Annotated in this window: 31 protein-coding genes; 22 read left to right on the forward strand and 9 right to left on the reverse strand. The window is 60.6% G+C overall.

What is annotated here, in order from left to right:
* The first annotated feature begins 5 nt into the window (after positions 1 to 5).
* From BMI89_RS17135 to BMI89_RS17155, 5 genes are all read left to right on the forward strand, one after another.
* Entirely contained in the window at positions 6 to 941 is a 936-nt protein-coding gene (locus BMI89_RS17135; protein WP_143593935.1) for a cytochrome c, read from the forward strand.
* Between the two features lie 56 nt (positions 942 to 997).
* Complete coding sequence (locus BMI89_RS17140) at positions 998 to 2,392, forward strand: multicopper oxidase family protein (RefSeq protein WP_028095398.1); 1,395 nt, start codon at positions 998 to 1,000, stop codon at positions 2,390 to 2,392.
* Positions 2,389 to 2,859 (forward strand): cytochrome c, encoded by a 471-nt coding sequence (locus BMI89_RS17145; protein WP_009573641.1) that lies wholly within the window; start codon positions 2,389 to 2,391, stop codon positions 2,857 to 2,859. Before BMI89_RS17140 ends, BMI89_RS17145 begins: the two co-directional genes overlap by 4 nt.
* The gene (locus BMI89_RS17150; protein ID WP_090062994.1) at positions 2,859 to 3,593 is read left to right on the forward strand and encodes a DsbA family protein; all 735 of its coding nucleotides are present in this window, start codon (positions 2,859 to 2,861) and stop codon (positions 3,591 to 3,593) included. The genes BMI89_RS17145 and BMI89_RS17150 overlap by 1 nt, the downstream gene beginning before the upstream one ends.
* A gap of 118 nt (positions 3,594 to 3,711) precedes the next feature.
* The gene (locus BMI89_RS17155) at positions 3,712 to 4,032 is read left to right on the forward strand and encodes a YnfA family protein (RefSeq protein ID WP_009573643.1); all 321 of its coding nucleotides are present in this window, start codon (positions 3,712 to 3,714) and stop codon (positions 4,030 to 4,032) included.
* Positions 4,033 to 4,120: 88 nt separating this feature from the next.
* Here the strand turns inward: BMI89_RS17155 and BMI89_RS17160 are convergent, their stop codons facing one another.
* Positions 4,121 to 4,318 carry a heavy-metal-associated domain-containing protein gene (locus tag BMI89_RS17160; RefSeq protein ID WP_009573644.1) on the reverse strand — a complete coding sequence of 66 codons (198 nt, stop codon included), beginning with the start codon at positions 4,316 to 4,318 and terminating at the stop codon, positions 4,121 to 4,123.
* 174 nt (positions 4,319 to 4,492) lie between these two features.
* On the opposite strand from BMI89_RS17160, the gene BMI89_RS17165 reads away from it, so the two are divergent.
* Together BMI89_RS17165 and cueR are read left to right on the forward strand one after the other, a co-directional pair.
* Entirely contained in the window at positions 4,493 to 6,997 is a 2,505-nt protein-coding gene (locus BMI89_RS17165) for a heavy metal translocating P-type ATPase (RefSeq protein ID WP_038068303.1), read from the forward strand.
* A 12-nt stretch (positions 6,998 to 7,009) separates the two neighbouring features.
* The gene (gene cueR, locus BMI89_RS17170; RefSeq protein ID WP_038068304.1) at positions 7,010 to 7,414 is read left to right on the forward strand and encodes a Cu(I)-responsive transcriptional regulator; all 405 of its coding nucleotides are present in this window, start codon (positions 7,010 to 7,012) and stop codon (positions 7,412 to 7,414) included.
* Positions 7,415 to 7,469: 55 nt separating this feature from the next.
* Here the strand turns inward: cueR and BMI89_RS21135 are convergent, their stop codons facing one another.
* The 6 genes from BMI89_RS21135 to BMI89_RS17195 form a co-directional block, all read right to left on the reverse strand.
* Entirely contained in the window at positions 7,470 to 7,757 is a 288-nt protein-coding gene (locus BMI89_RS21135) for a copper-binding protein (RefSeq protein ID WP_009574142.1), read from the reverse strand.
* Positions 7,758 to 7,780: 23 nt separating this feature from the next.
* On the reverse strand, positions 7,781 to 8,257 hold the full coding sequence (locus BMI89_RS21140) for a cupredoxin family protein (protein WP_009574143.1): 477 nt from the start codon (positions 8,255 to 8,257) through the stop codon (positions 7,781 to 7,783).
* A gap of 26 nt (positions 8,258 to 8,283) precedes the next feature.
* A complete protein-coding gene (locus BMI89_RS17185; protein WP_038147513.1) occupies positions 8,284 to 9,651 on the reverse strand; it encodes a copper oxidase in 1,368 nt (455 codons plus the stop codon).
* Positions 9,648 to 11,048 (reverse strand): TolC family protein, encoded by a 1,401-nt coding sequence (locus BMI89_RS17190; protein WP_009574145.1) that lies wholly within the window; start codon positions 11,046 to 11,048, stop codon positions 9,648 to 9,650. Before BMI89_RS17190 ends, BMI89_RS17185 begins: the two co-directional genes overlap by 4 nt.
* Positions 11,045 to 11,260, reverse strand: a complete 216-nt coding sequence (locus tag BMI89_RS20650) for a hypothetical protein (RefSeq protein WP_009574146.1) — start codon at positions 11,258 to 11,260, stop codon at positions 11,045 to 11,047. The genes BMI89_RS17190 and BMI89_RS20650 overlap by 4 nt, the downstream gene beginning before the upstream one ends.
* A gap of 651 nt (positions 11,261 to 11,911) precedes the next feature.
* Positions 11,912 to 12,139, reverse strand: a complete 228-nt coding sequence (locus tag BMI89_RS17195) for a hypothetical protein (RefSeq protein WP_038147545.1) — start codon at positions 12,137 to 12,139, stop codon at positions 11,912 to 11,914.
* A gap of 245 nt (positions 12,140 to 12,384) precedes the next feature.
* Between BMI89_RS17195 and BMI89_RS17200 the strand changes: the two genes are divergently transcribed.
* From BMI89_RS17200 to BMI89_RS17265, 14 genes are read left to right on the forward strand one after another with little or no spacing between them, the layout of a single operon-like run.
* Positions 12,385 to 12,711, forward strand: coding sequence for a hypothetical protein (locus BMI89_RS17200; RefSeq protein ID WP_010138156.1), 327 nt, complete (start codon positions 12,385 to 12,387; stop codon positions 12,709 to 12,711).
* Positions 12,668 to 13,351, forward strand: a complete 684-nt coding sequence (locus BMI89_RS17205; RefSeq protein WP_078572049.1) for a lytic transglycosylase domain-containing protein — start codon at positions 12,668 to 12,670, stop codon at positions 13,349 to 13,351. The genes BMI89_RS17200 and BMI89_RS17205 overlap by 44 nt, the downstream gene beginning before the upstream one ends.
* The gene (locus tag BMI89_RS17210) at positions 13,348 to 13,662 is read left to right on the forward strand and encodes a TrbC/VirB2 family protein (RefSeq protein ID WP_009574150.1); all 315 of its coding nucleotides are present in this window, start codon (positions 13,348 to 13,350) and stop codon (positions 13,660 to 13,662) included. Before BMI89_RS17205 ends, BMI89_RS17210 begins: the two co-directional genes overlap by 4 nt.
* A gap of 9 nt (positions 13,663 to 13,671) precedes the next feature.
* On the forward strand, positions 13,672 to 13,950 hold the full coding sequence (locus tag BMI89_RS17215) for a VirB3 family type IV secretion system protein (RefSeq protein WP_009574151.1): 279 nt from the start codon (positions 13,672 to 13,674) through the stop codon (positions 13,948 to 13,950).
* Positions 13,940 to 16,324, forward strand: a complete 2,385-nt coding sequence (locus BMI89_RS17220) for a type IV secretion system protein B4 (protein WP_078572051.1) — start codon at positions 13,940 to 13,942, stop codon at positions 16,322 to 16,324. The genes BMI89_RS17215 and BMI89_RS17220 overlap by 11 nt, the downstream gene beginning before the upstream one ends.
* Entirely contained in the window at positions 16,321 to 16,536 is a 216-nt protein-coding gene (locus BMI89_RS17225) for a hypothetical protein (RefSeq protein WP_078572052.1), read from the forward strand. The genes BMI89_RS17220 and BMI89_RS17225 overlap by 4 nt, the downstream gene beginning before the upstream one ends.
* 4 nt (positions 16,537 to 16,540) lie before the next feature.
* Complete coding sequence (locus BMI89_RS17230; RefSeq protein WP_078572054.1) at positions 16,541 to 17,707, forward strand: lytic transglycosylase domain-containing protein; 1,167 nt, start codon at positions 16,541 to 16,543, stop codon at positions 17,705 to 17,707.
* Positions 17,704 to 18,501 carry a type IV secretion system protein gene (locus tag BMI89_RS17235; RefSeq protein WP_078572056.1) on the forward strand — a complete coding sequence of 266 codons (798 nt, stop codon included), beginning with the start codon at positions 17,704 to 17,706 and terminating at the stop codon, positions 18,499 to 18,501. Before BMI89_RS17230 ends, BMI89_RS17235 begins: the two co-directional genes overlap by 4 nt.
* Positions 18,502 to 18,515: 14 nt before the next feature.
* Positions 18,516 to 19,163, forward strand: coding sequence for a type IV secretion system protein (locus tag BMI89_RS17240; RefSeq protein WP_078572057.1), 648 nt, complete (start codon positions 18,516 to 18,518; stop codon positions 19,161 to 19,163).
* Positions 19,160 to 19,861 carry a TrbG/VirB9 family P-type conjugative transfer protein gene (locus BMI89_RS17245; protein ID WP_168176829.1) on the forward strand — a complete coding sequence of 234 codons (702 nt, stop codon included), beginning with the start codon at positions 19,160 to 19,162 and terminating at the stop codon, positions 19,859 to 19,861. The genes BMI89_RS17240 and BMI89_RS17245 overlap by 4 nt, the downstream gene beginning before the upstream one ends.
* Positions 19,858 to 21,183, forward strand: coding sequence for a TrbI/VirB10 family protein (locus tag BMI89_RS17250; RefSeq protein ID WP_078572060.1), 1,326 nt, complete (start codon positions 19,858 to 19,860; stop codon positions 21,181 to 21,183). Before BMI89_RS17245 ends, BMI89_RS17250 begins: the two co-directional genes overlap by 4 nt.
* Position 21,184: 1 nt before the next feature.
* Positions 21,185 to 22,219 carry an ATPase, T2SS/T4P/T4SS family gene (locus BMI89_RS17255; protein ID WP_078572062.1) on the forward strand — a complete coding sequence of 345 codons (1,035 nt, stop codon included), beginning with the start codon at positions 21,185 to 21,187 and terminating at the stop codon, positions 22,217 to 22,219.
* 16 nt (positions 22,220 to 22,235) lie between these two features.
* Positions 22,236 to 22,655: a hypothetical protein gene (locus tag BMI89_RS17260; RefSeq protein WP_078572064.1), complete on the forward strand. Its 420-nt coding sequence runs from the start codon at positions 22,236 to 22,238 to the stop codon at positions 22,653 to 22,655.
* Positions 22,655 to 23,680 carry a type IV secretion system protein gene (locus BMI89_RS17265; protein ID WP_009574169.1) on the forward strand — a complete coding sequence of 342 codons (1,026 nt, stop codon included), beginning with the start codon at positions 22,655 to 22,657 and terminating at the stop codon, positions 23,678 to 23,680. Before BMI89_RS17260 ends, BMI89_RS17265 begins: the two co-directional genes overlap by 1 nt.
* A gap of 215 nt (positions 23,681 to 23,895) precedes the next feature.
* Here the strand turns inward: BMI89_RS17265 and BMI89_RS17270 are convergent, their stop codons facing one another.
* Together BMI89_RS17270 and BMI89_RS17275 are read right to left on the reverse strand one after the other, a co-directional pair.
* Positions 23,896 to 25,074, reverse strand: a complete 1,179-nt coding sequence (locus BMI89_RS17270) for an IS5-like element ISPha2 family transposase (protein ID WP_078572066.1) — start codon at positions 25,072 to 25,074, stop codon at positions 23,896 to 23,898.
* 126 nt (positions 25,075 to 25,200) lie between these two features.
* Entirely contained in the window at positions 25,201 to 25,551 is a 351-nt protein-coding gene (locus BMI89_RS17275; RefSeq protein WP_078572068.1) for a metalloregulator ArsR/SmtB family transcription factor, read from the reverse strand.
* Between the two features lie 63 nt (positions 25,552 to 25,614).
* On the opposite strand from BMI89_RS17275, the gene BMI89_RS17280 reads away from it, so the two are divergent.
* A complete protein-coding gene (locus BMI89_RS17280; protein WP_038068544.1) occupies positions 25,615 to 26,466 on the forward strand; it encodes a cation diffusion facilitator family transporter in 852 nt (283 codons plus the stop codon).
* Positions 26,467 to 26,509: the final 43 nt, after the last annotated feature.

Below are 26,509 nucleotides of genomic sequence, written 5' to 3' on the forward strand. Positions count from 1 at the left end.
GCCGGATGAAAAAACTGGCCTTTGCTGCAGGGGCGCTTTGCGCCCTTGTGGTCGGCGGCCTTGTGATCTGGCCGATTGGCAAGGTGCCCGCGTCGATCACGCAAACGGGTGATGTCCAGCGCGGCGCCTATTTGGCTCGCGTATCCGGGTGCATTTCATGCCACACCAATTCAGAGGCTGGCGGCGCCGCACTCGCAGGCGGCGCGGGGCTGGCGACAGATTTTGGCACGTTTTTTCCGCCCAATCTGACGACAGACAAAGAGAACGGCATCGGGGGGTGGACGGTTGAGCAGTTCGCCAAGGCGGTTCGCCAGGGCATTAGTCCTAGCGGAGAGCCGTATTATCCCGCTTTTTCCTATCCGTTCTATGCGGATTTCACGGATCAGGACATTGCCGACCTTTGGGCAGCTTTCCAGACCGTGCCACCAGTCGCCGAGGCAGCGCTTGAGCATGATGTCAAGTTTCCTTTCGATCAGAGATGGGGCCTGAAGCTATGGCGGGCGGCCTATCTCTACGATCCACCCACGGAACCCATTGACGAGAAAAACGCACAATGGAACCGCGGTCGCGAGCTGGTTCGAGGTGCAGCACATTGCGGTGCTTGCCACACGCCACGCAATATCGGAGGCGGGCGCCTGCTTGACGCGGTTTTTGCTGGAAATGAGGCATTGCCAGGGGGGAGCAAGGCGCCTTCGATCACGCCGAACTCTCTGGCGGAACGCGGCTGGACCGTTTCCAACCTCGCCTATGCGTTGCGTACTGGCGTGACGCCGTCAGGCGACGCTTTCGGCGGCAGCATGGTGGAGGTCGTGCAGGGCAATACGCGCTTTTTGTCCCCCGATGATCTGGAAGCGATGGCCGTGTACTTGCTTGATGGTGACGAACCTCGAGCCGACCGGGTCGCTCAGGGCGAGGGCGCCGCTGCTAATAAAGACATGTGACTGCAATAGAGACAATGTGTGAGCCAAAACTGGCTCGCACAACAAACGAGAACGAAATGACACACACCAGAAGAGCATTCATTCAATCGGGGTTGGCAATGAGTGCGTTGAGCTTCTTCCCCAAGGCCGGATCTGCAGCCACCCCTGAATTTCAGGTGATGACAGCGCAAAGTGGCGCCGTACAACTCGCCCCTCCGGACTACCCCAAGACGGAGATTTGGGGCTATGACGGAAAGTTTCCTGGCCCCGTGATCCGTGTTCGGCAGGGCGCGCGTCTTCAACGTCGGCTCGTCAACAAGTTGCCGCAGGCGACGTCCCTGCACTGGCATGGCGTGCGGATATCAAATGCGATGGACGGCGTGGCCGGGCTCACCCAAGATGCCATCCCCACAGGCGAAACCTTCGACTACGATTTTGCCGTTCCAGATGCAGGAACTTTTTGGTTTCACGCGCATAATCGCTCCGTCGAACAGGTCGCTCGTGGGCTCTACGGAGCGTTGATCGTCGAAGAACCGATAGCCCCGGATGTTGATCGCGATGAAGTCCTTATTCTTGACGATTGGCTCCTCAACCCGGAGACCGCACAACTCGACCCAGATTTTGAAGCCGTTCATGATCGTAGCCATGCAGGCCGACGTGGCAACTTTGTCGCCACCAACGGAAGCTTCAATTCTACGCTCAACGTGAGCCAGGGTGAGCGGATGCGGCTTCGGTTGATCAACGCGGCAAATGCCAGGATCTTTGTTTTGGGCCTGTCAGGTCTAAAGGGGTGGGTGATGGCGTTCGACGGAATGCCACTGGTGACGCCGAGTGAGATCAGCGAACCGATCATCCTTGGGCCGGGCCAACGAGCGGATTTGTTTGTCGACGTCATTGCGGATGAAGGGGAAAGTGCTCATCTGGTGCGGCTTGAAGACGGCCAGGGATTTGCCCAAACCGAGTTTCGCGTGACCGGCACTTTGGCCTCCGCTGTGCGGGATGTCCCCCAAGTTCTGCCACCGAACCCTAATATGGATGTGCCGGGACTGGAGCAGGCGAGACGCATCAGGCTCAACATGGAAGGCGGGGCAATGGGCAACCTTGACGCAGCCATACTTGAGGGTGAGCGAAAAACGTTCCGCCAACTGGTCGACGCGAACCAGTTCTGGGCTTTCAATGGTACCGTGGGCATGACCGAGAAGCCACTGGCTAGCCTGTCACGCGGTGAAACAGCGCGAGTGGAGATCTACAACGATACATCCTTCCCCCACGCCATGCATTTGCACGGGATGCATTTCCGGGAGGTGCTGGAGGGCGGTGAAGTTGGTCCCCTGCGGGATACCTTGCTGATGTTCGGTGGCGAGACTCGCGAGATCGCCTTCGTTGCCGACAATCCGGGAAAGTGGCTGTTTCACTGTCACATGCTCTCGCACGCGGCATCCGGCATGATGACGTGGCTGGAGGTCGCATGAGATCAGCTTACCTGGCGGTAATTTCATCCATTGGCCTGATTGGGCTAGGTGCAACCTGGTGGTTCAGCGGCAATGCCTCCCAGGGTTCTTCCCCGTTTGACGACGTCAATATCGAACTGGGGCAAGCTCTCTATTCTGAAAACTGTGCGTCCTGCCATGGCGCCAATCTCGAAGGGCAACCAGACTGGCGAAGCCCTGGTTCAGATGGCCGCCTGCCCGCGCCGCCGCATGATCGCAACGGTCATACCTGGCACCATAGTGACCAGATTTTGTTCTCCTACACCAAGCTCGGGGGGGCGGAACTGATGCGACAACAGGGCTCAGATTTCGACAGTGGCATGCCGGGCTTCGCCGGCAAACTCACAGATCAGGAAATTTGGAACATTCTCGGCTTCATTAAGTCGACCTGGCCAGAGCGAGAGCGCAATGCTCAGGCCGCACGCACAGCAGCAGAACAAGAGGGATAATGGACATGATTTTCAGAAATTTGATGCTCGTATCGTCATTTGCCTTACTTCCAATGGCAGTGCAGGCCGCAGACCTGGACGAAGCGCGGGTCAAGGAACTTGTATATGAGGCTATCCGCGAGAATCCGCAAATCATCATGGAAGCAGTCGAAATACTTCAACGTCAGGACGCCGAAGCCCAGGCACAAGCGCAGGCAACCGTCTTGCGCGATCAGCGACAATTGCTCGAGCAAGACCCGAATGCACCGGTTCTCGGCAATCCCGATGGGGATGTGACCGTTATCGAATTTTTCGATTACAACTGCCCATATTGTCGCCGCGCTATGCCGGAAGTTCTGGCACTGCTGGAGGCTGACCCCAATGTGCGTCTGGTCTATCGCGAATGGCCAATTCTCGGGGACGGATCCGTGTTTGCAACCAAAGCTGCACTCGCATCGCGGCTGCAAGGCAAGTATGAGGCATTCCACTGGGCCCTAATGGGTATGAACGGCCGGGCGGAAGAAGCAAGCGTTCTCAGGATAGCACAAGAGGTCGGTCTCGACATCGAACGCCTTCAAACTGACATGGAGCGCCCCGAAATTGAAGAGCATATCGCGACCTCGATGCGGTTGACGCAGTCGCTCGGCTTCAGTGGCACGCCTTCATTTGTGATCGGCGACAATCTGGTTCCAGGCTTCGTGGAAAGCGATAAGCTCACGGAACTGGTCGACAACGTGCGGGCGTCGGCAAACTAGCACTCTGCGGTGGGTTCTGACATCACGCCCGATGAGCAATGATGCAGGCGAATGAGTCGGAGCCCCTACAGACCAAAAGACCTAGGCACGGCCTACCACTGAAAGAGGCGGCGAGAAGATGACTTACCTTTGGTATCTTATTGCTGCCTTTGCCGAGATCGCTGGATGTTTTGCTTTCTGGGCATGGTTGCGGCTCGATCGTTCGCCGCTTTTGGTCGGGCCAGGTCTGGTAAGTTTGGCACTCTTCGCATGGCTTTTGACGCGCGCAGAAAGCGAAATGGCCGGTCGGGCATATGCAGCTTACGGGGGCGTCTACATAGCGGCGTCCATGATCTGGATGTGGCTAGTGGAGGGGAGCCGACCGGACCGCTGGGACATTGCAGGCATTCTTCTTTGCCTCCTAGGCAGTGCTCTCATCCTGTTGCCTTCGCGCTCATGATCTGCGGAACCTCAGAAAACCAGGCAAATCCGTCGCTAGAAATCGCTAGGTCATCGCACCCGTCACGACGGGTGCGATGACCCATAGATTAGGCAGTCACGGTATTTTCGTACCCAGCTTCACGAAGCAGGGCCGTCAGCCGTTCTGTTGACAGTGCACCTTCAACAGAAACCGTGCGGGCCGGAATGTCGCAAGATACGCTCGCATTTGCGTCAGCTGCCTTGATCGCCTTTTCGATCGTACTGGTGCAATGACCACAACTCATGTCGGGAACGTTGAATTTCATGTCGATGTCTCCTCTGTGACAGCTTGTTCAGTGCAGATGGGGCTTCCAGTGGGGGGAAGGTCAAGGGTCTCCGTAGATTTTTAAAGCGAAGCCAGGAAAGTTCAAATTGGGTATTGACCTTCCAGTCACTGGAACTCCTATTTGGGGTGTCAAATGGGATTCCAGGAGACTGAAATGACAGATCAATCCAAAGTGACACTCTCGATTGAAGGAATGTCTTGCGCCTCATGCGTAGGGCGCGTGGATCGGGGCCTAGCCGCGTTGAGGGGAATATCCGATGTCTCGGTGAACCTCGCGAACGAGACTGCGCGTTTCAGCGTGGATGGTTCGTCCCACCTGCAAGATGCGGTCCAAGCCCTGAAAGATCTCGGGTATCCAGCGCGAACGGCATCCGTGACGCTGAACATCGCGTCCATGTCATGTGCTTCTTGTGTCGGGCGCGTCGATAAGGCACTTGCCTCGGTTCCCGGCGTGTTGGAGGTCAACGTTAATCTTGCGGCGGAAAATGCGCGCATCACATATCTTGAGGGCATGACCGACCCTGTGGCCCTCATCCGTGCATCCGAGCAAGCCGGATATCCAGCCAGCGTGGCCGAGGCCACGGCAACACAGGATCGCACTTCGCGAAAAGAAGAGGAAGCGCGCGGGTTGGCACGCCGGGTGGCACTGGCCGCAGCACTCGCTTTGCCGGTTTTCCTGATGGAAATGGGCGGGCACCTGATCCCGGCCGTGCATATGGCGATCAACAATACCATAGGACAGCAGGCCAGCTGGTTGATCCAGTTCATCCTCACAACGGCTGTGCTCATTGGGCCCGGCCGACAGTTCTATCTGAAAGGGTTTCCGGCCTTGCTGAAAGGTGCTCCAGACATGAACAGTCTGGTCGCCGTCGGCACAGGCGCAGCTTATCTTTATTCAGTTGTCGCAACGTTCTTCCCGTCGCTGATGCCCGAGGCCGTCCGCGCTGTCTACTTCGAGGCCGCCGCGGTCATCGTGGTCCTGATCCTGATCGGGCGCTGGCTCGAAGCGCGAGCGAAAGGGCGAACAGGGGCTGCAATCGAGAAGCTGCTCGGCCTACAGGCTCGTACGGCGCGTATTTTGCGTGACGGCGATGCGGTCGAGGTCGAGATCGATGCCTTGCGCACCGGAGATCTGATTGTTGTGCGCCCCGGAGAACGACTCGCCGTGGACGGTGAGGTTGTGGACGGCGAAAGCCATGTCGATGAAAGCATGATCACCGGGGAACCCGTGCCGGTCGGCAAGTCGGCTGGTGATCCTGTCACGGGCGGTACGGTCAATGGCGCGGGCAGTCTGACCTATAAAGCAACGCGTGTTGGTGCGGATACCACGTTGTCCCAAATCATCCGCATGGTCGAAGATGCGCAGGGCGCCAAGCTCCCCATTCAAGGGTTGGTGGATCGGATCACGCTTTGGTTCGTCCCCGCTGTGATGACCCTCGCCGCCTTGACGATCCTTGTCTGGCTAATATTCGGCCCTGATCCCGCCCTCACCTATGCGCTGGTCGCGGGTGTCTCAGTTCTCATCATTGCTTGTCCCTGCGCGATGGGACTGGCGACGCCGACGTCGATCATGGTCGGGACCGGTCGCGCTGCTGAAATGGGCGTGTTGTTCCGCAAGGGGGATGCTCTGCAAGCATTGGGGGACGTCAAGGTTGTCGCTCTGGACAAGACCGGCACCGTCACCGCCGGACGTCCCGCGCTGACCGACCTTGTGCTGGCGGAAGGAGCCGAGCGCTGCACCGTTCTTGCGGCAGTCGCATCGGTCGAAGCCAGATCAGAACACCCGATCGCCGAAGCTATCGTGCGCGGCGCGCAGGCGGAAAACATCAGACTGTCGGAACCGAGCGCGTTTACTTCGATTACAGGGTATGGCGTGCGCGCCATCGTTGACGGGGCCGAGGTTGTTGTCGGAGCTGACCGAATGATGCAGCGCGAAGGGATCGATCTTGGTGAACTCGCAGAGGCTGAAACTATGCTCGCACGGCAAGGTCGCACCGCACTCTTCGCCGCAATCAATGGCAAGGCGGTGGCTGCGATTGGCGTCGCCGATCCGGTCAAACCCTCGAGCCGAGCCGCGATTGCCGCACTGCACAGTCTGGGTTTGAAGGTGGCAATGATTACCGGCGACAAACGCGAAACGGCAGAAGCAATTGCCGAAGAGACTGGTATCGACCACGTGATCGCGGGGGTCTTGCCCGACGGCAAGGTGGCGGCACTGGAAAATCTGCGCCAGCAGGGCACATTGGCCTTTGTTGGCGATGGCATCAACGATGCACCCGCGCTCGCCCACGCGGATGTTGGCATCGCCATCGGCACTGGCACGGATGTGGCGATCGAAAGCGCAGATGTCGTATTGATGTCCGGTGATCTTCGCGGCGTTGTGAACGCTTTCGAGATCTCGCGACACACCATGCGAAACATCAAACAGAACCTTGGTTGGGCCTTTGGTTACAATGTGGCTTTGATACCCTTGGCCGCCGGAGCGCTTTATCCGAGTTTCGCCGTGCTGCTGTCACCGGTCGTCGCTGCCGGTGCGATGGCACTTAGCTCGGTCTTTGTCTTGACGAACGCCTTGCGGCTGCGGCGCGTAAGACCGGCGATGGACGAGCGCCAAGAGTCTGGGCGGGTGGAGGACTTCGCCCCCGTCCCGGCCGAGTGAGAGGAGGCAGAAATGAACATTGGTGATGTTGCCGAGCGGTCAGGAGTGCCGGCCAAGACCATTCGCTACTATGAGGATATCGGTCTAGTAACACCTTTGCGCGCTGCAAACGGGTATCGAAGCTTCAGAGAGATCGATTTTCATAAGCTGGCATTCATCGGACGAGCGCGAGCCTTGGGATTTACAATCGAAGACTGCCGTACGCTTTTGGCGCTCTATAACGATGACAATCGAGAAAGTGCGCAGGTAAAGGCCGTCGCAGAGGAGCACCTGCGCCAGATTGATGAAAAGATCTCTAAACTCATGTCGATGAAAGAAACTCTTTCGTCTCTCGTGCACCAGTGTGCTGGCGATCACCGACCGGATTGTCCAATTCTTGCGGATCTTTCTGTCGTAGACGACGCAACTTTCTCATGATCTCCGACGACGAATGAAATCGCGCGCCCTGCGAGACAGGGCGCGCGACCTGTAGTTACTGCACCAGCTCTGTAATAGTCAGCTTGCCATTCACACGGTCGGCAACGAAGTTGATCTGTGCGCCTTCACTCAGCCCTTCCAGCATCGCGGGATCGGCGAGAACGAAGACCATTTTCATTGCTGGCATGTCGAGGTTTTCCAGCGGGCCATGGTCGACAGTAATCTTGTTCCACTTGGCATCGATCTTGGTCACCGTGCCCGAGGACATGGCACTATCGCTAGCAGCAATTGCAGTTCCAGCGGTCATCAGAAGGGCAGCGGCGAGCGTCAAGAATTTGGTCATGATTGGTTTCCTTTGATTTGAGATCAGTTGACAGTAAGGGCGCCGTGCATGCCGCCTTCATAGTGGCCGGGCAGCAGGCAGGCGAATTCGAAGTTGCCGGCCTTGTTGAAAGTCCAAAGGATCTCCGCCTCTTCACCTGGTTCAAGGCGCACAGCGTTAGGGTCGTCATGTTCCATCTCAGGGAACTTGGCCATCAGCTCTTTGTGTTCAGCGTTTTGTGCCATCGAATCCATCACGAACTCGTGGGTTTCCTCACCCATGTTCGTGATGCGCAGGCGCACGGTTTCACCCTCAGAAAAAGTCATTTCCGAGGAGGGTTCGAAGACGAACGGTGCGTCCTTGTCGTAGTCCTCACGCATTATCACATCGATGGTTCGCGTGGGTTCATGGCCATGCATCGCAGGCATGCCGATGGCCATTTGACCGTTGCCGTGCCCGGCGTCCGCAATTGCGAGGGCGGGAATCAGGGCCAGCCCCAATGTCAAAAGTGCAGTTTTCATGAGCGTGTTTCTCCTGTGCTCTGGCATCAGCCCTGCCGCACGCCGCCGCGCGGCGTGATCACGGTTTTCGGACTGGTGTTGTATGCATGTTCGGGCAGCTCGCCCGTCCATTCGTAGGCCTGTGTTCCGGGCGGGTTGTCGTACCAGCCAGGATCGCTGTAATCGTCGCGGTCGATGCCCTCGCGAACCTTCACCACGCTAAACATGCCACCCATTTCCAATGGGCCATGCGGCCCCCATCCGGTCATCATCGGCACGGTGTTCTCGGGGATCTCCATCGACATCTCGCCCATATCCGCCATACCCGCCGTGCCCATCGGCATGTAGCCAGGCTGCTGGCGGCGGATCATTTGGGTCAGGCGGGACTTGTCGGCGCCAATAAATGTAGGGATGTCGTGGCCCATAGCATTCATGGTGTGGTGCGACTTGTGGCAGTGGATCGCCCAGTCACCTTCGTGAATCGCGTCGAACTCGTAGGCGCGCATGGCGCCTACAGGAATGTCGATCGAGACCTCGGGCCAACGGGCACTTTCCGGCACCCAGCCTCCGTCAGTACAGGTGACCTGAAAGTCATAGCCATGCATGTGAATTGGGTGGTTGGTCATCGTCAGGTTGCCACAACGCACACGGACACGGTCCCCCTTGTTGACCACCAGAGGATCGATGTCCGGGAAGATCCGGCTGTTCCAGGTCCACATGTTGAAATTGGTCATCTCGGCCACGCGCGGGATGTAGGTCCCCGGGTCGATGTCATAGGCCGCAAGGAGGAACGCGAAATCCCGGTCCACCGGCATGAACGCCGGGTCGCGCGGATGCACGATGAAGAGCCCCATCATGCCCATGGCCATCTGTACCATCTCGTCCGCATGCGGGTGGTACATGAAGGTGCCGGACTTGATGAGGTCGAACTCGTAGACGAAGGTCTTACCCGGCGGGATGCCGGGATGCGACAAACCACCAACTCCATCCATTCCCGATGGCAGGATCAGTCCGTGCCAATGCACGCTGGTATGTTCCGGAAGACGGTTGGTTACGTAAATACGCACCCGCTCGCCTTCGACCGCTTCGATTGTGGGTCCGGTGGATTGGCCATTGTAGCCCCAGAGCCGCGCAATCATCCCGTCCGCCATAATCCTTTCAACAGGCTCTGCAACGAGGTGGAACTCCTTTACATCTCCGTTCATGCGATACGGCAAAGACCATCCGTTCAGTGTTACAACGGGGTTGTAGTCGAACCGATCCGAAGGCCTTGGGGGAACTTGTGTATAGGGGCTGTCGGTAAAGGCGGCCTCGGGCAGATCGCGAAAGCGTGTTTGCGCGGCCCCGGCGTTCGCCAGCACAGCTCCAGCGCTCGCGGTCAATCCCGCGCCCAGTAATTGACGACGGTTCATCATTCTTCGCTACCTCCGGTCAGAGTAATTGCCCCGCCCCAAATCGCCGCGGTCGCGTCTGTTTCGGCAAGCCAGTAGTCACGTTTCGCTTCTGCGGCAGAGAGGCGCGAAGCGAGCCCCTCCTGGGCATCAGCGATCAATTCAAAGGTCGAGGTCAGCATGCCGTTGTAGGACAGCAGCGCTTCGTCATCGATCTGGCGTCGCAGAGGCAAAACAGAGTCGCGCCAATGCCGCGCGATGCTATGGCGACCGGTGATGGCCCTATAGGCCATGCGTGCGTCCGAACGCGCATCGACGGCCTGCTGGGCCAGCCTGTTCGCTGCCTGCAGATAGGCCATGCGGCCACGCTTCGACACCAGCGGACCGGTGTCGTAGAGCGGGATCTCGAAATCTAGAGCAAGCGCTGGATTGGCCTCGGTTTCTCCGGCTGCACGTTCCAGGTCGAAACCAGCCACCAACTGGACGTCCGAGACCATACGGGTTTGCCCGGTCAGACGGTAGTCCAGCGCGAGCGCCTCGAGTTCCAGCTTTCCAGATGCCAGGTCTACGCGGTTTGCCAGTGCCAGCTGTTCGATATTTCCTGCAACGCGCGGGCCACCAGGCAAGGCGGGCAGCGAGTCCGGCACGAATACAGTGGTGTCGCTACCCCAAAGCCCCATCAGCCGAAGCAGTTTTTCTTTGGCCAATTGCGCCTCCAATTGGGCGGCTGCACGTTCGGCGGCAAGCTCAGCAGTAAAGGCATGCTCCCTTGCTTGATCGGCCTTGCTCATCGCGCCGGTACGGCCCAGTTGCACAGCAAGTTCGGACGCTGCCTCGGCAGTGCCCTGAGTTTGAGCGATCAGTGCAGCGGCTTCGAAAGCGCCAACCGCCTCAATCCAGGCCCGGCGGGTTTCAACGGCCAAGTCTATCGTGTCGGCGAGCGCAGCAAGTTCGGATTGTCTGAAGCGAATCTCCGCAAGTTGGGTCCGCGGTGCGGATGTTGCCACGTCGAGCAGGGAGTTGATTAATGTTGCCTCAAGTGTGCGAGTGACATCGCCAGCCAACCCGGAGATTGACACACCGATCGAGGGCACCGGCCCCATAGCCACTTCCCATAAGTCAGTTGAGGACAGACCTAGCTCAGCGAAGCTGGCTTGAAGTGCGGGACTGCTTATCAGGGCAACCTGCACTGCGGTGTCGGCGCTGACGGTCTTACCATGCACCATGGCGTGAACCCTCTTGCGCGTTTCCTCAAGGTCCGCGGCAGACAGGTTCCAGATCGGTGTGGCCCCTAGAGCCTGGCGTGCACCCGTCTCGACACTGCCAAAGCCCGCGCGATCTGGTTTTGCACGCTCAAGAACGGCAGGACTGGCGCAGGCGGACACCAGCAACATGGACCCCATGAGAAGAGGCAGTTTCATTCGCCACCCTCCCGTTGTTCATCATTCAGCATCCGCCATTCGGCCGGTTCTCCGACCGAGTAGCCCGCGTAAGCAACAACAGGCCCGGGTTGCGCAGACGCGACCACAGGCGATGTAACCGCCGCCGTAAGCGCTGGCACGGTTTCAAGTTCAGGAAGCGCCGAGCAGGCGGCCCCGAACAGCGGCAAGGATGCCGCAAGCAGAATTTTCACTTAGATTTCCTCGAAATGTCAGATGCAGATGGTCGCAGTCAAACTGCGGCTACAGGTGCATCAGGCGCGAGGAGGGCGCCGCAAACCTTCGGGTGTGGCCGAACGGACTAGGGACGCAATATCCCAGGACCGGAGGGAAACATTAGCGGACTGCTTTGTGCAACTTTCGGCACCTACGAAGTCACCGACCACGCAGATATGTGACGCACAGTGGTCTGCTCCATGGTCGATATCTGCAGCCGGAATGTCCGTTTCATGATGGTGGCGCTCGTTTGAAGACTCCTGAGCGACTTGTTCAACAGAGCACGAAACCATGGCTGATGCATTGGACGGCATCAGGGTCACTGCCACCAATATGGAGGCAATCTGGAGTATCCCAAAAACGGCCCGAATCCTGTACATCATTTTTGAAGCTGTATTGCTGAAACAAAATGTCGGCAAGTCACCAAAACGTGTGGGCAAATTTTTCATACATTCTTCGTAGAAGTTTGAAAAAACTGCTGAAATCCTAATCGATCAATGAATGTGCGAGCGTAGATGTCGCAAGCGGTGACGACATGATCGCCCGCTTGAAAAACATCATTGCGTTGGAGACTGACGGAGCGTTGGTCTAACGGTTGATTTCTACTGGCGGCACAAACCCGTAGTCGCTTACTCGAGAGCATTCAGGAACCTAGCGTAGTCATCACTGACCTCCCTCGCCTCAACAAAGGCGCGAGCGCGCTCGGCGTCGAGACAACGGAAGTAGTCCTGCACATCGGCAATGTAGGCCTCGAAATCGCTTCTGATCAGATCGGCGTAGGCACGCATGTCGTCTTGCGACTGAGGCAAGAACGGTCGTTCGGGAGGTACGCAATCTGCTGCTGCGGCTATCGGCATGCTTCCAAGCAGGAACGCGAACAGCAACGGTGCGTTGCGCGCAATAAACAGCCGCAGGGCGAAACTCCTTTGCCGCCTTTAAGATTATCATTCTGTCGGCTATCACCGTTATCGGAGCAAGGCGAACTTCGTCAACACGTTATTATTGTCTTGCTATCATTAATGTTGTTTTGTATCGCTCACGGTGTTGCGACCCCGTGGGCCTGATACTGCACCCAGGCAGAACAAGGACCCAAGGGAAGGCCATGATAGAAGAAGCCCCGAATGTGGTTACAGAAGACGGACTGCGCGGCTTGCTCGCCGAGGGCTACCTCATTGAGGTGGTCTGCAAGGAGAGAGCAGAGAAGCGCCATAACAGCTGGTACGGCTCGTGGGTCATCCGCGCCGTCGCCACTGATGGGCGTGACGATAAGATGCTCGTCACCAGCCGAAGCGTCCTCAAGCTCCGCGACTTCAAAACCATCGTTGGCCTTGTCAGTTTCCTGGCCGACATGGGCTGTACGACCGCTAGCATCCCACTTGAAGAAGGTGGCCGCGAACGCCACGCCGCGCCTCCGGTCAAAGGCAGCTGACCGCGCGACTGCGCTCGTCGTTGCTTTGGGTACAGGCGCTTGTTCCGCGCCCCCGGCCCTGGCCGACGGTTTCATCTTTTCGGTTGGCCCAGACGGCCAATTGATTTCCTCTTCTCAAGAGGCAAACGGGCGCCTTTTTCTCTTCGCAGAACCCCGCGTTCCTGACGCCACTGTCGAGACAGCGATCCCGGCTCAATCCGCCGCCCGCGCCACCCCAGAAATCCTCCATGCGATCGAGACCACGGCTCTACGGTATGCCGGGCATGGTGCGCTGCGTCGCGCAGGACTTTCCGTCACTGATTGGGCGCTCCTTTACCGGGCCAATATCGAAGTCGAGAGCGCATACAATCCCGCAGCACGTAGCCCTGTCGGGGCTATAGGCCTCGGACAGCTTATGCCGGATACCGCCCGCGATCTCGGCGTGGACCCACATGACATTGCGCAGAACCTCGACGGATCAGCTCGCTACCTGCTGATGATGCTCGACCAGTTCGGCGAGGGCTCTCTGGCCCTTGCGGCCTACAACGCTGGTCCGGAGGCGGTCACACGCCACGGCGGCATCCCCCCATTTCGCGAAACCCAAGGGCATGTGGCCCGTGTGACCGCCGTGTTTGAGCGGCTCAGAGGAGATCTTTCATGACATCGAGGAAACGTCAAAGCGTGCTCCGCACGCGGGCGATCACCGCGTTCGGCGCGATGGCCCTTATCGTGCTGGCGGGTCCAGCGCTTGCGCAGAGCATCGACCTCTCGCCGGTGCAGACCCTGCTTCAAGGAATTGTCGATGCGATCACCGGTCCCTTGGGGATCGTGATCGGAACGCTCGCGCTGATCGGGGTGTTCCTTTCCTGGCTCTTTGGCATCCTCGACTTCCGTCAGGCCCTCTGGGTCGTGGTTGCAATCGCGGGCATCGCCGCAGCACCCACCATCGTCGCCGCCATCTGGACCACCTGAGCTCTATCCATGGCTGACCAGTCCCGCGTGTTCATCGGTCTTCTCAGGCCACCCAAGCTGATGGGCTTGCCGATCATGTACGCCATGGTCTGGCTCTTCGGCTCGACGCTTCTATTCCTCTGGGTGCAGAGCTGGGTGGTGGCTGTGTTCGCGGGGCTGGCCTGGCCGGCGCTTTGGAAAGCCGCAGACTGGGATCCGAATTTCCTCGATGTCCTGGTGATCACCCTGCAGGAAACCCCGCCGACCACGAACCGCAAGCTGCACGGAGGCGACAGCTATGCCCCGTGATGGAATTGCCGATGCGGTTGAGAACGCCATCGATCCGCTGACCGCGCTACCCGCATGGGTCAAGGGCGAGAAGCGGCTCTCAATGATGCTGCCCTATGTGAGCCTCGTGAACGACCGAACGATCCGGACACGCGGCAACGAGCTGATGCAATGCATCCGGCTCGAGGGGGTGAACAGCATCACGAGCGAGGACGGGCATCTCGACCGGATCGGAGGGTTGCTGGCTGGCATCGTGGCGCAGGTCGGGACCGAGTTCTCATTCTACCTGCACAAGGTCTCGAAAGCGGTCGATGTGACCCTGCCGCCCATTCCGGGCGAGGGGTTCGCTGCTGCCATCGACAAACGATGGCACGCGCATCTCGGCCGCGCGGGCTTGCGCGACAAGACGCTGACCCTGACCGTGCTGAAGCGCCCCGAGGTGAGCAGCCGCTTGCCGTTCGGACTTGGGGCGTCTCGCTCGCGACATGCGGCCGACACCACCCGCCGCTTGCGCAAGCTCGACGAGGTTGTGGGCTTTCTGCTGTCCTCCTTCGATGAGCTGAAGCCCCGCCTTCTGGCCGCAAGCACCGGCGAGCTTCTGGGCTTCCTCGGTTCACTCAACACGGGCGAGGAGCACCCGCTCTTCCCCCGGTCGCGCCTCGGTGTGATCGCCGAGGACGTAGCCAATACGCGCGTCACCTTCCGCGGCACGACCATCGCACTCTCGGACGGTGCCGTCGGCGACAAGCTCGGGGCGATCTTTGCGGTGAAGAACTACCCGGCCAAGACCGATAGCCTGATGCTCGACGAGTTGAATCTGCCCGTCGACATGGTGGTCACGCACTCTTTTGTGCCGATCAACGCCAACATTATGGCGGGCCGGATCAAGCGGCAGCTGCGGCTAATGCAGGCCGCCAATGACGGAGCCGTCAGTCTCGCCCAGGAACTGGAACTCGCGCAGGACGATCTGGAATCCAAACGCCTGATCTTCGGCGAGCACCACATGACCGTAGCTGTCTATGCGCGATCCCAGGCCGCCCTCGACGACATCGCGGCCGAAATCCGCAACATCTCCGCCACCTCCGGGATCAACCTGATCTCGGAAGCCTTCGGGGCGCGGGCGCATTTCATGGCGCAGCATCCCGGGAACACAGGGGCGCGCAGCCGCAAGGCCGCAATCACGAACCACAACTTCGCCGATCTCGCTACCTTCCACCGCACCCCGCTCGGAAAGACAGGGCGGGAAGTCCCCTGGGGCGTGCCGATCACGCTCTTTCCGACACCCGAGCGCAGTGGTTTTCGCTTCAACTTCCACGAACAGGGCGCGCCGGATCGCGAGCCCACGGGAGGCCACACGCTGATCCTCGGCCGTCCCGGCTCCGGCAAATCCGTCCTGGCGGCTTTCCTGATGACCATGGCACGGCGGGCAGGTGCGCGGGTCTTCGTATTCGACTATCGCGCGGGCATGGAGATGGCCGTCCGCGCGCTCGGCGGCAGCTATTCGACCGTGCGGGCGGGGCGCCCCACGGGCCTCAATCCGCTCCAGACCGAGATCGACGTGCGGGGCCAGGCATGGCTTGCTGATTGGCTCGCGAGCCTCTTGGAGCGGCGCGATCGACCGCTAACCCCGGTTCAGACCAACCGACTGCAGGAAGTCGTGCGCCAGAACGCCAGCGCAGGACATGCGGGTCTACGGAACTGGTCGGATTTCGCCTCGCTGCTGGTCTCGACCGATGACGAGGGCGATCTCTTCGAGCGTATGCAGGAATGGACGGCCGAGGGTCGCTACGGCTGGATCTTCGGGGCCAATGCCGAGGACAGTTTCAGCATCGATGGAGACGTCGCGGGCTTTGACCTCACCGGCATCCTCGATTCCGAGAGCGAGCGGGAACGCATGGCGGTCCTGTCCTACCTCTTCCGCCGGGTCGAGCGGGTGATCGAGGACCGCAAGCCCACCATCATCGTCATCGACGAGGCATGGAAAGCCCTCGACAACGCCTACTTTGCGGAGCGCCTCAGCAACTGGCTGGTGACCGCCCGCAAGCAGAACGCCGTCGTCGTGATGATGACGCAATATGCCAGCCAGCTCGAGCGCACGCGCACCGGCAAGACCATCGTGGAAGCGGTGCCGACGCAGGTGCTCTTGCCCAACATTCGTGCTTCCGCCGCTGACTACGCGATGCTCGGCCTGACCGAGAAAGAGCTCGACGTGCTTCTGGGCGTCGGCTCGGCCTCGCGGCTCGCGCTTGTACGCGACGACCGTGGTTCCGTCGTGATCGATGCCGATCTCAGCGCGCTCGGCCCGCTCGTGACCATCCTTGGCGGAATGGAGAAGGGCGAAGCGCTTGTCGGCGCCGATTATCGCGAACGTCCTGATTTCTGGAGAGTGACATGACCCGTACCATCATTCGCAGCGTCGTGCTGCTCGGGCTCGGCCTGACCCTGACAGCCTGTGCGCAGCATAACCCCTCGCAAGCCAACTGCTTCAATTTTCGCGAGGCTCCTGCGCAGGCAGGAACCGCCACCGCCAAGATCTCGACCATGGGGGCGGAGGTTACGCGCCGCGACACGGCGTGCGATTTCGTGATGCTGGGAGCGGGCGGCTAAGCCAATGCGGACCTGGCTTCCCCTCTCGATGATCAGCCTTGCGCTGACAGGTGCCATGGTGGGGCCAGCGGTCGCCCAAGGCGTGCCGACCTTCGATCTGCGCCTCTTCGCAGAGCGGCAGGCCATCCTTGAGCAGACCGATCGGGACCTGGCACTGCAGCAGGTCCGGCTAAGCCGCGAGGAGGAACTGGCCGAAATCGAGCGCCAGCAACTCGCCTCCCTCGAAGGGCTGATGGATGCCATGTCGCTTGGCGCTGGAGACGTGGCCGGAACCGTGGCGGGGCTCGAGGCGGGGCAGGGGGCGGTAGGCGACGTCGAAAGCGCGGCCGCCAGTCTTTATGCGCCCGAGGACACCAATCCAGCGGCAGCGCGGATGTTCGGCGATGCCAGGGAGGGGATCGAGGAGCTGATCATCCGCGCAGCACGCGACACCCATAGTCTGTCCGGGGTCGCCCGTGCGGGCCTTTCGCTTGTGCAATGGCGCTGTCTCTTGCAGGCGCTGATCTGGCAGGAAAGCCGTTTCCAGATCGGGGCACGCTCACCCGTGGGGGCCTTCGGACTTACCCAGATCATGCCCGGTACCGCGGGCGATCTCGGGATCTACCCGGCCTATTACGACGATCCCTATCTGCAGATCACCGGCGGTGCGCGATACCTCGCACAAATGCTGAACATGTTCGATGGCAACATTATCCATGCGCTCGCCGCCTATAACGCCGGGCCGGGCAATGTGCAGGATTATGGCGGTGTGCCACCCTTCGCGGAAACCCAGCATTATGTCGTGGTGATCCCGCAGCAGTACAACAGCTACCTCGCGGCCGTAGGCGGCATTGATGCGCTCGGCACCATCGACCCTGTGCTCCTCGCCAACGCGAGTTTCAGCCTCTCGGCCCACGGCGCAGGGGTCTATGGCGACTATTCGCTGGTCTCGGTCCGTGCCGCCGCCCTGCGGGTTCAGGACATCATCACCCGCATTGGTGAGACCGAGGATCTCCACGAGGCCATCGCGCTCAACACCTATGCCCGGGCCGAACTGGCCCGGCTGGTCGCAATCCGGACCCGGATCAAGGCCGCCCGAACCGAGCCACTCAGCGCCGAGCAGATCGCCTTGGCGGCGGCCCAGGCTGCCGAGCGGCAATTCATGGATTTCAGTCAGGAGGATTTGCGTTGAACCTGCGCCTGCCCCGTTCCCTTTTCGCCGGTAGCATCGCTCTCGCGCTTGCCCTCAATGTCACCGGACCTGTCGCGGCACAGGGTGTGCCCACGGTGGACACTCAGAACATTGCCCAGGAAATCCGCCAGCTTCAGCAGATGTTGCAGGATTTCGGGATCCAGACCGATCTTCTGGACAATGCGTTGGAGCAACTGGACATGCTGCAAAGCCAACTCGATCAGCTGAACGAGATGTATGCCTCGCTCACCGGGCCGCGCAGCATCCTCGGACTTGCCATGGGCGGGGACCTCGACACCTTGCTTGAGGCCAACTTCGAAGACATCCCTGGCCTGATCCGAGGCATCCAGGCGGGCGATTGGAGCGCGCTCATCGGGCCCAATGCCGGGCCCATGCGCACGCAGATGGAACAGGCGCTGGCAAGCGCCGGGTTCGACGAGGATTCACTCCGCGAGATCGCCACCAGCGGCAATCCGGGCGCCGAAGGCGTGGCCACGCGGGCCACCACAGGTGCTGTGATGTCGGCGGTGGCGCAGAACAGCCACGCAGAGGCGGAACAGTCTCTCGAACGGGTGGAACGTCTGGTCGAGATGATCCCCGACATGGAGGATCTCAAAGCCTCGATGGATCATAACACACGCGTCACGGCGGAACTCGCCATCGCCATGACCCGGATGTGGGAGCTGGAAGCGATCCAAACCCTCGGCGCAGGCAATGCAGGCGTGGTTGATGCCGCCACCGTCGCCGAAGAACGCCGCTACATGGACTTCACCTTGCCGGATCTCGAGCCATGAGTGGGGCAGGGGTGATGACTGCGCGCGAGCTCGTGGAAGAGGAACTTGTCTACGGTGCCCTGCGCCGGGAACAGCTTTGGCGGATGATCGGCCTTTCCGGGGCAGGCTTTGGTGTATTCGGCTGTTTGACAGCTGCGGCTGTCGCGCTGATGGTCGAGACGCCGCCTCCCGTGGTTGTGCCCTACGATCCCGCGACCGGGATGGCGCTCCCCAATGCCACGGTTGAAACCGTGTCGCTCGCCGAACGGCCTGCCGTGATCGAAGCGCAAATCTACCGCTACATTTTCGACCGCGAAACCTACAACCAGCTCGACAACGATCTTCGTGTCCGCCGTGTCCTGGCACAGTCTTCCGGATCGGCCGAGGCCAGCATGCGCGCGATGTGGACATCGGGGCAGGACAGCTATCCGCCGACGCGTTACGGGGCTGCGGCCGAGATGGCTGTCGAGATCGCATCGATCACCCTTATTGGCGAGAACCGCGCCCAGGTGCGGCTCAGAAAGCGCCTGACAAGCCCGCAGGGGGTACAGGATGGATCGTTCACTGCCACGTTGATGTTCGAATTCCGGCCCGAGCGGACCCGCGCGATCGACGACGTCTGGCAAAACCCCTTCGGCTTCACTGTTACCCAATATGCCATCCGATCGGACCGTTCCGAATGACTAGCACTCCAATCTTTACCTTGTTGGCCGCTAGTTTTCTCACGTTCGCGGGATCGACTGCCTTGGCCGAAACCACGCCCCGCCCAGGTTCTCATGACAACCGCGTGCGCGTCGCGACCTGGACTGAAGGCCAAGTTTACCGTGTCGTCACGACTCTGACCCGCGTCACCACAGTCGAATTCGGTGAGGGTGAAACCATCCGCTCGGTCATCGCAGGCGATACGGTCGGGTTTCAATTCGACGGTGTCCCGGGTGGCCGTGCCTTCGCCATCAAGCCGACAGCATCTGGCGTCGCCACCAACATCACCGTCTACACCAACCGCCGCTCTTACTACTTCCATGTCGTCGAAGCCCGGGAGACGCCGCATTATGTCGTGCAGTTCCGCTATCCTGAAAACCGCGTGCAACCCACCAGGGCGGTTGCGGCCGATGCGCCGAACGCGAACTATGCGGTCAGTGCCCGAGAAGAGTTCACGCCGACGGCCATCTGGGATGATGGTACCTTCACGTATTTCCGGTTCGCACGGAATGCGCCGGTGCCCGCCATCTTCCGATATTCGAACGGCAGGGAACGCGCGGTGAACAGCCAGGCCTTGAGTGACGGCGTCATCCGCGTATCCGGCGTCAACCGACAATGGGTCCTTCGCCTTGGCGAAGAGGTGATTTGCGTCCAGGACGCAGGACAGGCCACATCATGACCGAAGGTACGGAAGACCTCGCCGCGCGCCTCGCGGCTCTCGAAGGTTCGACGGGCAAAGCGAAGGCCAACAAGCGGCCTGCGCCGCTTGCCGCGATCCTTGGAGTCGTCGGTATCGCGGCAGCAGGTGGTCTGGCGTGGGCTGCCCTACAGCCGTCGGCAGAAGCACCAATGGCGACCGCCGCGCCGGAAGAGTTCCAGAGCAGCGGCCCCGGATTCGGAGATCTGGCGCCGATTTCTGCCCCGGAGCCCAGCCAAGCCCCGCCTGCGGACACAGGTCCGAGCGAGTCGGAGCTCGCGCTGATGGAAAGTCTTGCGACATTGAGAGCGGAACTCGAGGACCTGCGCGCAAGACCGACCGAGGCCGCGGATAGCGGGGCGGAGCAGGCTATTGCGGACCTGACGGCGCAAATTGCCACCTTACAGGAGGCATCCGCCGAGGCGCAGCGGGCCCTCGAGCGGCAACTGACCGAGCGGGATCGCGAATTGGATCAGCTCCGCATGGACTTGGAACTTGCACGGCTTGCACCACCAGAGCCGACCTCATTGGGACCAAGTGAAGAAGAATTGCGGCTGGCCGAACTCGAAAGGCGGCGCGCTGCTGAAGCTGAGGCCCGCGCAGAGCGTATCGCGTCTCCTATGATCGCGTTCTCTGGGATGGGCGCGGGTGCGGATAGGGAGAACACGCTGGAAGCCGCACGTTTGAATGCAGATGAAGCCTTTGTCCGCGCAGGCGCAAGGCCCGCCCCGGTGACGCGAGCCGAAGTAATCGTGAACCCCGGCAACACCGTCGTGCAAGGCACGATGATTCAGGCCGTGACCGAGACGGCGCTGGACAGCACGCTGCCCGGCGCGATCCGGGCTATCGTCTCCGAGGACGTCCATTCTTTCGATGGCACGCGCGTCCTGATCCCGCGCGGCGCGCGTCTCGTGGGGCGTTACCGCTCCGATGTGGCGCTCGCGCAGTCGCGAGTCATGGTGGCCTGGGACCGCATCATCCTGCCCGACAACCAGACCGTGGAAATCAGCGCCTTCGGTGGGGATGAGCTCGGTCGCACCGGCACCACCGGCTTTGTCGACACCCGCTTTGCGCAGCGCTTCGGTTCGGCCGCGCTGATCTCGCTGATCGGGGCCTTGCCCGCAGCCGCCGCTGGACAGATCGATGATGAGGCCGCGGCCGGCATCGCGAGCGACGTCGGCACGGACCTGCGCGACAGCACCCAGAGCGTGATGCAGGATTATCTCGCGATACGGCCCGTGATCCATGTCGACCAGGGCACCCGGATCACCGTCATGGTCGACCGCGATCTGGAGATTTTCTGACATGGCAGCGAGCTATCTCGAAGCCTCGCTCGACCGGCTTGGTGCAACCGTGCAGCGCGACGACACGATCGAGGTCTGCATCAACCCCGATGGGCAGGTCTGGGGCGAGTTCCAGGGCGATCATTTCATGCGGGGCCTCGGCACGCCGCTGACCCAAACCGAGATCAAGGACCTCGGTAACCAGATCGCCTCGGCCGCCTCGACCACGCTCAGCACCAAGAAGCCCATCGTCTCGGTCTCGATCCTCTACCGGGATCGTCCGATCCGGGCGCAGGTCATCCAGCCACCGGCAGTCGAGGGCGGGTTTTCAATATCGTTGCGCTTCTTCTCCTCCCTGCCGCTGGAGGCAATCCGGCTCGGCTTCCTCTATGGAAAGGAGCGCAGCCTCGAAGGTCTGCGGCGCGAACGAAACGCCGCGCTGCGCGATGTGGTTGCCTCCGGCGACATCGACGCCGCGCTGCGCTTCTGCGTCGAGAACAAGCTCAACATGATCGTCTCGGGCGGCACATCAACCGGCAAGACGGTCGCGGCGCGCAAGATCCTTTCGCTGATCCCGCCTGAAGAGCGGATCATCACCATCGAGGAGGCGGCCGAGCTGCGCCCTGAACAGCCCAATGCCGTGACGCTGATCGCCGACCGCGACACCGAGGCCCGCAGCGCCGATGTGCTTCTGGCCTCGACCCTGCGGATGCGGCCTGATCGGATCGTGCTGGGCGAAGTTCGCGGCCGCGAGGCGATGACGTTTCTCGAGGCGATCAACACCGGCCATGGCGGCTCGCTCACTACGCTCCATGCTGAGACCCCGCAACTGGCCGTGCGCCGGCTCGCCATCGCCGCGCTCAAGACCGATGTGCCGATGACCTATGCCGACATGGTCGACTACATTGAGGGCTCCATCGACGTGATCATCCAGGCTGGCCGCCATGACGGCGCCCGCGGCATCACCGAGTTCTTCCTCCCGGGTCAAACCACAGATTTGAACCTCGACACGGTCGACGGCAGAGGCAACAAGAGCCCCTCCGTTGCCGCTGAGTAAAAAAGGAACCCCCCAGATGCGAAAACCAATTCTCGCACTCATGCTTGCCGCCTTGGCGGGCCCCCTTGTGGCGCAGACTTCGCCTCCGATCTCAAACGATCTCACGGTCGATATGTCGCCTCAAAAGTACCGGATTTGCAACGATCGTCCGGCGCGCCCGACCTGGATGGACGAAATCAATCCGCGGGAAGCCTACAAGGCAGCAGCTTTGATGGAATTGTACGAAATTCGGGCCTGGGAGGAGATCGCTGAATCTGGCGACTGCGGCTGTGAAACCCGCTTTCCCGCTTGGGGTAGCTCCGATGGCGAGTATCATGAAAGGTATGCAGGCCTTAGCCAAGCCGAGCATTCAGCGTTTCGCCGCGACTGGATTGAAGTAAGGAAGCAACTCGAGCCGAGCGTGCGTACAATCTGCGAAGCTCAAGGCAACTGGTAATGGGCGTCGTCAGCTGGATGGTCGGAACGGCAGACGCGTTCCTTGTCGATGCGGCTGAGTCCCAGTTCGGGGCCGTGGCAAGCAATACCGGCACGATCGTCCTGCTGATGGTCACGCTTTCGCTAATCGGCGTCTGCATCAACATGGCATTCCAGTTCCGCAGCATGGATGGGGCCAGCTTCTTCTGGTACCTGATCAAGCTGATGCTGATAGGGCTCTTCGCCTTCAACTGGGCAAACTTCAATGCAGTAGCGAACGCCGTCATTGGAGGCTTGGACTACGTCGCTGGCGCGCTGGTGTCTTCGGTTGGCGGCGGAGGAGCCGGAGCCACACACTTTGCCGGCGAATTCGACATCCTGATCGAAAAATTCAGCCAGTACCTGAATGCCATCGGCAGCAATTTGAACTGGATGACGGGCGCGATCCTAGGCGGCATCGGGCTTATTCTTTTGAGCCTCCTTGGCTTCATGACCGGCATCGTCCTCATATTCGCCAAGATGATGCTGACCCTCATGCTCGGCCTTGCTCCGATCATGATCGCTCTGTCGCTCTTCGACGCGACCAAGGATTTCTTCCACAGATGGGTCTCGACGACGGTCAGCTATGCCTTCTACCCCATCGTCATCGCAGCAATGTTTTCGACCGTCGTCGGCATGGCGAATTCGCTTCTCGCGCAGCTCGGTGATCCAAACTCGGCAACCAACATCGGATCGCTCGTGCCGTTCTTCGTCATGGTGTTCCTAGCCAAGGGCTTCGTCGCTGCAACGCCCCTGATTGTGCGGGGGATCTCTGGGAACCTGATGGTAGCCGCAGCGCCCGCTGTGGTCGCTGGATCGACCGGGATCATGCGGGGGATCTTCAATACCGACGGCGTGAAGGGCCGGGCGCGGATCGGTGCGCTCACGACAAGCGAAGTAATCGGACGAGGCGCGGTGCAGACGCCTGCCGCTGTGCGGAGCGCCGCGGCAACGACAAGCGCGCAGGTGGTCAGAATGGCGGAACGAGCAAAACGTTTGCGAGAGTAGAAAGGAGAAAGCAGCCTTTCGCCGCACTGTGCATGAACTCACACAATGCGGGACAAAGCGCCATTTTGCTGCGGCTGCGCAAATGGCTGCTTTAGCAGGCTGCTGAAGAAGTCGGCCTTGAAGGACGTTATTCCTGCCGCCACGATTTGAAGTCGGTTTTCTTCGGCATCGGCATCGGCATCGGCGGTGGTCGCGGGTCAGAGTTGCCTTCTCCGTCAGGCCGTCAGGAGTTTCGGTAGCCTCGCGAGGTTGCAGGCCGCCATCGTCATCGTGAACTGGGCGCAGACCCTATCGAGCCCGCGGTGAACGGTCTGGGACATGCCGCCGACGGTCTTGGCCCAGCCGAACGGTTCCTCTATCTTCTTGCGGCGCCGCTGGGACAGGGCGTAGCCGAGGTGCCGGGTTGTCCGTCCGTCGATGGCGGAATGCCGGGCTTTCTGCGCGACGTGCGGTGTCACGACCATGCGCCTGAGGTCGGCGACGAAGTCGGCGCTGTCGTATCCCTTGTCCGCCCCGAGCGTCAGGCGTCGGGTCGAGCCCGGTGAGTGCCGGTTGATCATCTCAAGTGCCGCCTTCCGCTCGCCATGCCCATCAGCGTGGGTCAGCTCTGCCTGCACCACGAGGCCGTTCCGGTTTTCCATCAGCGTATGCCCCATGAAGCACAGCATCGCCGCCGCGCCCGGCGCCTTCTTGTAAAGACGCGCATCGGGGTCCGTTACGGACGCATGGGTTGCGTTCGAGCGCTTCTGGCCCCGGAAGTTCACCTCGGGGTTGCGGGTCTGGCGGGGCGTGTCGGTCATCGGCTGGGTCTCGGTTTGCTGGGCCTGGTCGGTGTCCGGGGAGGTCTCGTCGGCTGGTGGTGATGGCGGCCCACTGGGATCATCATTCTGCGGCGGCGCTGTACCTTCCTTCGGCTGGAAACTCTTCATGGACGCCCACGCCTTGACCAAGGTGCCGTCGACCGAGAAGTGCTCGTCCGACAGCAGCGGCTTGACCTGAGGGTGCGCGAGGATCGCGGCCATTACCTTGCGCGACATGTCGGTTGTCAGCAGCCGGTCGCGGTTCTTGCTGAACACCGTGGGAACCCAGACCGGGTCGTCGATTCCCAGCCCGACGAACCATCGGAACAGCAGGTTATAGTCCATCTGCTCCATCAACTGCCGTTCCGAGCGGATCGAGAACAGGATCTGGAGAAGGCTCGCCCGGATCAGGCGCTCCGGCGCAATGGAGGGGCGGCCAAAGTCGGTATAGAGCGCGTCAAACTCGGCATCGAGGCTCGTCAGTGCATCGTTCACGATCTGCCGGATCTTGTGAAGCGGATGACCCGCAGGGATCCGCTCCTCAAGGTCAACATAGCTGAACAGCGACACGCTCGCTTCGTCCGTCCCACGCATCGTCACCCTCACCACCGCTGCCGTGCCGGAAGTGAATCATGTTCTCAAAACCGCGTCGAGACCGGCCTTTTTCAGCAGCCTGTTAGGCCTGGCGCACCAATAGAACATTGCAGCAGGACACGTCGGTTAATCCGTATAGCTTCGGCAGGCATCGACCCCTACGGCTGTCGAGGCAAGTAGTTGATCTGCGTCGCGGATGAGATCAGCGATCCGCCTGTCCGCAAGGCGATACCGGACGAACCGACCTTCGTTCCTGCGACTGACCAGACCGCAATCCAAAAGGCAGCGCAGATGGTTCGAGACATTGGGCTGACCAAGCCCTGTTTGGGTAACGATTTCCTGCACGCTGCGTTCGTCCGACAGTAGCGCATCGAGGATCGCAAGACGGCTGGGGTCGCCGAGACCCCGGAAGAGCTTTGCCCGCGGCTCAAGGGGGTCAGCTGCCGAAAGATCGTCTTGAATGTTTTGCAATGTCATATCATTATCCACTGATACGTTAGCGGCGACTTCTTTCGCACGCTACCTTCAAGAGGATCGCATATGAGCCGAGCAGATAACACCACATTGCCTACAACGTCTTTGCCGATCCGGATGCGGGTGCATGGCATGGACTGCGCCAAGGATGCCGCCGAGATCGAACGGGCCGCTCGGTCTGCGGGCGTGGCTGAAGGCGATGTGAAGGTGTCTGCCGCAACCCATGTCATGACATTGCGGATCGCCGAAGACGACTTGCCGAAAGTGCGTCCAGCACTGGACGCAACCGGCTATGGCTTTGAGCTGATCAAGAGCGGGGATACATCGTCCGATCCGGCTTACAAAGACCCGAGCTATCGCCGCGCGCTCTGGATCGTGGTCCTGCTCAATCTCGGCTACGGGGTGATCGAGATGTTCGGCGGGTTCCTGTCCGGATCGCAAGCTTTGAAAGCAGATGCCCTGGATTTTTTGGGCGACGGCGCAATCACCTTTCTGGGCCTGCTCGCTATCGGTTGGAGTCTGACATGGCGGGCGCGGTCGGCGATGATCCAGGGCGTGTTCTTGGGATTTCTGGGGCTTGGCGTTGTCGGCAGCACAATCTGGCGTGTCCTGAATCAGACGACACCAGAGGCCGGGTTAATGGGAGCCTTCGCCGTGGGCGCGCTGATCGTAAACATTCTTGCGGTGCTGCCGCTGCTAAAACACCGCAAGGGCGACGCCAACATGCGGGCCGTATGGCTGTTCTCCCGGAACGACGCCATCGGCAACCTCGCCGTGGTGATCGCTGCCGGACTGGTCGCCTGGCTCGGCAGTGCCTGGCCTGACCTCATCGTTGCTTTCGCCATCGCAGGGCTGTTCCTGCATTCGTCATGGATGATCATCCGGGATGCGCGGAGTGATCTGTCAGAAACCGAGTGATCTGGCGGAAAAGCTGACGTGCGAACCGGAAACCGACATTCGC

Source organism: Thioclava sp. F36-7 (genome assembly GCF_002020075.1).
GTDB classification, from domain to species: domain Bacteria; phylum Pseudomonadota; class Alphaproteobacteria; order Rhodobacterales; family Rhodobacteraceae; genus Thioclava; species Thioclava sediminum.

What these genes read in the sequence shown, in the direction of transcription:
- BMI89_RS17135 (WP_143593935.1), top strand. Translation starts at nt 6, where the DNA reads ATGAAAAAACTGGCCTTTGCTGCAGGGGCGCTTTGCGCCCTTGTGGTC.
- BMI89_RS17140 (WP_028095398.1), top strand. Translation starts at nt 998, where the DNA reads ATGACACACACCAGAAGAGCATTCATTCAATCGGGGTTGGCAATGAGT.
- BMI89_RS17145 (WP_009573641.1), top strand. Translation starts at nt 2,389, where the DNA reads ATGAGATCAGCTTACCTGGCGGTAATTTCATCCATTGGCCTGATTGGG.
- BMI89_RS17150 (WP_090062994.1), top strand. Translation starts at nt 2,859, where the DNA reads ATGGACATGATTTTCAGAAATTTGATGCTCGTATCGTCATTTGCCTTA.
- BMI89_RS17155 (WP_009573643.1), top strand. Translation starts at nt 3,712, where the DNA reads ATGACTTACCTTTGGTATCTTATTGCTGCCTTTGCCGAGATCGCTGGA.
- BMI89_RS17160 (WP_009573644.1), bottom strand. Translation starts at nt 4,318, where the DNA reads ATGAAATTCAACGTTCCCGACATGAGTTGTGGTCATTGCACCAGTACG.
- BMI89_RS17165 (WP_038068303.1), top strand. Translation starts at nt 4,493, where the DNA reads ATGACAGATCAATCCAAAGTGACACTCTCGATTGAAGGAATGTCTTGC.
- cueR (WP_038068304.1), top strand. Translation starts at nt 7,010, where the DNA reads ATGAACATTGGTGATGTTGCCGAGCGGTCAGGAGTGCCGGCCAAGACC.
- BMI89_RS21135 (WP_009574142.1), bottom strand. Translation starts at nt 7,757, where the DNA reads ATGACCAAATTCTTGACGCTCGCCGCTGCCCTTCTGATGACCGCTGGA.
- BMI89_RS21140 (WP_009574143.1), bottom strand. Translation starts at nt 8,257, where the DNA reads ATGAAAACTGCACTTTTGACATTGGGGCTGGCCCTGATTCCCGCCCTC.
- BMI89_RS17185 (WP_038147513.1), bottom strand. Translation starts at nt 9,651, where the DNA reads ATGATGAACCGTCGTCAATTACTGGGCGCGGGATTGACCGCGAGCGCT.
- BMI89_RS17190 (WP_009574145.1), bottom strand. Translation starts at nt 11,048, where the DNA reads ATGAAACTGCCTCTTCTCATGGGGTCCATGTTGCTGGTGTCCGCCTGC.
- BMI89_RS17195 (WP_038147545.1), bottom strand. Translation starts at nt 12,139, where the DNA reads ATGCCGATAGCCGCAGCAGCAGATTGCGTACCTCCCGAACGACCGTTC.
- BMI89_RS17200 (WP_010138156.1), top strand. Translation starts at nt 12,385, where the DNA reads ATGATAGAAGAAGCCCCGAATGTGGTTACAGAAGACGGACTGCGCGGC.
- BMI89_RS17210 (WP_009574150.1), top strand. Translation starts at nt 13,348, where the DNA reads ATGACATCGAGGAAACGTCAAAGCGTGCTCCGCACGCGGGCGATCACC.
- BMI89_RS17215 (WP_009574151.1), top strand. Translation starts at nt 13,672, where the DNA reads ATGGCTGACCAGTCCCGCGTGTTCATCGGTCTTCTCAGGCCACCCAAG.
- BMI89_RS17220 (WP_078572051.1), top strand. Translation starts at nt 13,940, where the DNA reads ATGCCCCGTGATGGAATTGCCGATGCGGTTGAGAACGCCATCGATCCG.
- BMI89_RS17225 (WP_078572052.1), top strand. Translation starts at nt 16,321, where the DNA reads ATGACCCGTACCATCATTCGCAGCGTCGTGCTGCTCGGGCTCGGCCTG.
- BMI89_RS17230 (WP_078572054.1), top strand. Translation starts at nt 16,541, where the DNA reads ATGCGGACCTGGCTTCCCCTCTCGATGATCAGCCTTGCGCTGACAGGT.
- BMI89_RS17240 (WP_078572057.1), top strand. Translation starts at nt 18,516, where the DNA reads ATGACTGCGCGCGAGCTCGTGGAAGAGGAACTTGTCTACGGTGCCCTG.
- BMI89_RS17245 (WP_168176829.1), top strand. Translation starts at nt 19,160, where the DNA reads ATGACTAGCACTCCAATCTTTACCTTGTTGGCCGCTAGTTTTCTCACG.
- BMI89_RS17250 (WP_078572060.1), top strand. Translation starts at nt 19,858, where the DNA reads ATGACCGAAGGTACGGAAGACCTCGCCGCGCGCCTCGCGGCTCTCGAA.
- BMI89_RS17255 (WP_078572062.1), top strand. Translation starts at nt 21,185, where the DNA reads ATGGCAGCGAGCTATCTCGAAGCCTCGCTCGACCGGCTTGGTGCAACC.
- BMI89_RS17260 (WP_078572064.1), top strand. Translation starts at nt 22,236, where the DNA reads ATGCGAAAACCAATTCTCGCACTCATGCTTGCCGCCTTGGCGGGCCCC.
- BMI89_RS17265 (WP_009574169.1), top strand. Translation starts at nt 22,655, where the DNA reads ATGGGCGTCGTCAGCTGGATGGTCGGAACGGCAGACGCGTTCCTTGTC.
- BMI89_RS17270 (WP_078572066.1), bottom strand. Translation starts at nt 25,074, where the DNA reads ATGCGTGGGACGGACGAAGCGAGCGTGTCGCTGTTCAGCTATGTTGAC.
- BMI89_RS17275 (WP_078572068.1), bottom strand. Translation starts at nt 25,551, where the DNA reads ATGACATTGCAAAACATTCAAGACGATCTTTCGGCAGCTGACCCCCTT.
- BMI89_RS17280 (WP_038068544.1), top strand. Translation starts at nt 25,615, where the DNA reads ATGAGCCGAGCAGATAACACCACATTGCCTACAACGTCTTTGCCGATC.